Origin of the sequence: Streptomyces sp. NPDC005899 (genome assembly GCF_040629645.1) — a bacterium.
GTDB lineage: Bacteria > Actinomycetota > Actinomycetes > Streptomycetales > Streptomycetaceae > Streptomyces.
Map to the genome: position 1 here is coordinate 1 of NZ_JBEXWB010000553.1, position 2,792 is coordinate 2,792.

Below are 2,792 nucleotides of genomic sequence, written 5' to 3' on the forward strand. Positions count from 1 at the left end.
GGCCGGTCCGGAGAGCCGGGCCAGGCCCGGACGGCGGGCGCCTAATCCCGGTACGCCTCGACGAGGGCGGCGGCCTCCTTCGGGGAGAGGCCGCCGCCCTCGGCGTACGCGGCTTCGAAGGCGGCGTCCCCGAGCACACCGCGCACCTGTCGCTCGGCGGCGGCGTGGTCGTCCCGCTCCATCGACGTGGGCACGTGCCCGTCCGGCAGCGACTCCCCCGCGGCGCCCAGCAGACGCGCGCCGAGGCGGGCCCGGCGCTCACCGCCGAGGCCGCCCAGCGCCCGCGCAACCGTGACCAGGTAGATCGTGTGCATGTGCGGCGCCACCATCTGCGACAGCCGGTCGTCCGCCAGCGCGAGCGCCTCCCGGCTGCGGTCCAGGGCGTCCGCGAACCGCCCTTCCAGGTTGTCCAGCCACGCCAGGCCCCCCAGCACGAATGCCTCGAATACGCCCATGGACGCGGCCCGGAAGTCGTCGTGCAGCACGTCGAGCTGCTCGCGGGCCTCCGCCGTGCGCCCCGACAGGCCGAGCCACATGGCCAGGAAGAACCGGGCGAAGGCCGTCGCCTCGTGCCCGGCGTGCCGCCCTTCGACGAGAACCCGCCGGAGGATCTCCTCGCCCTCCGCGCCGCGGCCGAGCTCGATCAGCGCGGCGGCGTACCGGGTGCGGAGCACCAGCACCTGGGCCCGGGCGCCGAGCTTCTCCGCGTAGCCGATCGCGGCCAGGTAGTCCGCGGCCGCACGGCCGTGGTCGCCCGCCTTCTCGTTGGCCTCGCCGCGCGAGGAGAGCGCCTCCGCCGCGCCCCAGTCGTCACCGAGGCGGCGGAAGATCTCCAGGCTCTCGTCGGCGTCCGCGTGGGCCTCGCCCGCCCAGTCGGACCGGTTGGCGAGCACGTTGGCCCGCAGCTGGAGCGCCCCGGCCAGCTCCCAGTCGTACCCGAGCCGCCGTGCCGCGCGGACCGACTCGTCCAGCAGTCCCCGCATGTCCGGGACGTCCCCGGTCAGCAGGACGGCGAAGAACCAGAGCGAACCCGGGCTGCGGCAGGTCTGCGGCTGCCCGGCCCGGTAGGTCCCCGCGATGACCCGCAGGCGCGCCATGCCGGCCTCGTCGGACCGGACGTCCACCGTGTGGTCCATGCTCGCCATCCGGATCAGCGCCACCTGGCGCCGTGCCTCCTGGAGCAGTTCGCCTCCCATGGGCGGCGGCGCGTCGGTGCAGCGCTCGGCGAGCGAGGGCACGGGACGGGCGGGCCCGGCGAACGGGTCGGGGCCGAGCGCGGAGACGGCTTCGGCCCAGTGCAGGGCGTCGCCGCGCAGATCGCGCATCTGCCAGTACCAGGCCAGCGAGAGCACCAGGCTGAGGGACTCCTGCTCGTCACGGGCGGCGACGGCGTGCCGCAGGGCGGTGCGCAGGTTCTCGTACTCGCGCTGGAGCAGTTCGAGGGCGGCGAGCTGCCCGGAGCCCCGGAGTTCGGGGTCGGTGGTGCGGGCCAGCTCCCGGTAGAACGCGAGGTGCCGCCGTTCGACGACGTCCCGTTCCCCCGCCTCCTCCAGCCGTTCGGCGGCGTACTCACCGACGGTCTCCAGGAGGCGGTAGCGCATCCGGCCGTCCCCGGACGGGGCGGCGACGACGAGGGACTTGTCGACGAGCGAGCCGAGCACCCCGGCGACGTCGTAGGCGTGCCGCGTCCGGTCCGCGCAGACCGCCTCGGCGGCTTCGAGGGTGCAGCCGCCGGAGAAGACCGACAGCCGGCGCAGGGTGGTGCGTTCGTCCTCGTCCAGGAGGTCCCAGGACCAGTCGACGACCGCCCGCAGGGTCTGCTGCCGCGGCAGCACGGTCCGGCTGCCACTGGTCAGCAGACGGAAGCGGTCGTCGAGGCGGTCGGCGATCTCGCGGGGGGTCAGCATCCGCAGCCGGGCGGCGGCGAGTTCGATCGCGAGCGGCAGGCCGTCGAGGCGGCGGCAGATCTCCGCGCAGGCCTCCTCGGTCCGCTCGTCCGCGTCGACCCGGAAGCCCGCCAGCGCGGCCGCCCCGCGGTCGGCGAGCAGGCGCAGCGCCACCGGGTCCGGCAGCGGGTCGACGGGTCGCACGAACTCGCCGGGCACACCGAGGGGTTCGCGGCTGGTCGCGAGGACGGTGAGGCCGGGACAGCGGGCCAGCAGGTGGTCGGCGAGGGCCGCCGCAGCCTCGATGAGGTGCTCGCAGTTGTCCAGGAGCAGCAGCATGCGGCGCCCGGAGCAGTGCTCGGTGAGCCGCGCCAGCGGTTCGCCCGCGCCGCGCTCCGCCGCACGGAGCTCTTCGGCGCCCGCACCGCGCAGCACGGTCTCCCGGCCCCCGAGTGCGGTGAGGACCGCCTCCGGAACCGCCTCGGGGTCGTCGACCGGCGCGAGTTCGGCCAGCCAGACGCCGTCCGGCCAGGCTGCCGGGTCCACCGTCTCGGCGGCCTCCTGGGACAGTCTGGTCTTGCCCGCGCCGCCGGGCCCGAGGAGGGTGACCAGCCGGGCCCGGCCCAGGTCGCCGCGGAGGCCCGCGATGTCCGCCTCACGCCCCACGAAGCTCGTGAGCCTGGCCCGCAGATTGCCGTGCGGCGCCGGAGCGGCGGGCGGCGGGGCGGCGGGCGCCGGGGCCGGGAGCCGCTCCTGGTGCAGCAGCTCGTCGTACAGCGCGCGCAGTGCGGGCCCCGGGTCGGCGCCCAGCCGGGAACCGATATCCGGCAACGATCCACCGTTGTCGGCGATGTCCGAGAGCTGCCCCGTGACACCCGACAGTTTGTCCCCGGCTTTCTCCGCGAA

General features: G+C 75.7%; 1 protein-coding gene. It reads right to left on the bottom strand.

Annotation, left to right across the window (positions count from 1 at the left end):
* Positions 1-41: 41 nt before the first annotated feature.
* The coding region (locus ABZ371_RS31315; protein WP_358686045.1) for an AfsR family transcriptional regulator at positions 42-2,792 on the bottom strand (2,751 nt) is incomplete at its 5' end.